We start from the raw sequence: 740 nt of genomic DNA, 5'->3' as shown, positions 1-740 counted from the left end.
ATACGTCGGCTTCGTGTCCGAAGAGCGGAAGCGCGACCTCCTCGGTGAGGGGAGCGTCTACGTCCTCCCCACGAGGGCCGAGGGGCTGCCGATCGCCGTCCTCGAGGCGATGGCCGGAGCGAACGCGATCGTCTCGACCGACGTCGGGGGGATCCCTTCCCTCGTCGACGAGGCGAACGGTGCGCTCGTCGTTCCCGGGGACGGTCGGGCTCTAACAGACGCCCTCGAGGAGGTACTCGCGGACCCGGAGGCGACCGAACGGATGGGCCGAGTCAGTCGCCGCCGCATTGAGGAGTCCTATGCATGGCCCGACGTGGTCGAAGAACTGCTCTCGCTGTACGCTCGCGCGCTGGACGACGACGCTGCGACCACCCCCCCCGAGGAGTGAACCGGTCCTCCCCGCGGCCGCTGCGTCCGGTGGACCTCGGTCAGAAGGCTGTACCTGTGCCGAGGTATGAGCCGTATAATAATCAACACGGGTCCTGTCGGTAGGGAGTATGCGAAATCACCCTTCCGAAGGCGTCGTCCGGTGGGTACGCGATGAGCGAGGGGCTCCGTCCCCTCCGAACGTGTCGGAGGGTGAACCCGAGCGCCGGAAGCTCCGGTTCGGAGCGAAAGCCCTCGTCACGAACGACGACGGGGTCCTGCTCGTCAGGGAGCGCCACGACGACGGCTCGCCGTTCTGGACGCTCCCGGGCGGCGGCGTCGAGCCCGGGGAATCCCTCTCGGAGTGTCTCAGC

At 68.0% G+C, this 740-nt stretch carries 2 protein-coding genes; both read left to right on the top strand.

The features are described from left to right. Window positions 1-388 (top strand): glycosyltransferase family 4 protein (locus tag EXE44_RS17530; RefSeq protein WP_137718016.1); only part of this gene is annotated, 388 nt, incomplete at its 5' end. A 109-nt stretch (window positions 389-497) separates the two neighbouring features. Continuing rightward, window positions 498-740: NUDIX domain-containing protein (locus EXE44_RS17525; RefSeq protein WP_137718015.1), on the top strand; the 243-nt coding region annotated here is incomplete at its 3' end.

This window comes from Halorubrum sp. SS7, from assembly GCF_005435055.1.
GTDB lineage: Archaea > Halobacteriota > Halobacteria > Halobacteriales > Haloferacaceae > Halorubrum > Halorubrum salinarum.
This window is presented reverse-complemented; position numbering and strand designations above follow the sequence as displayed.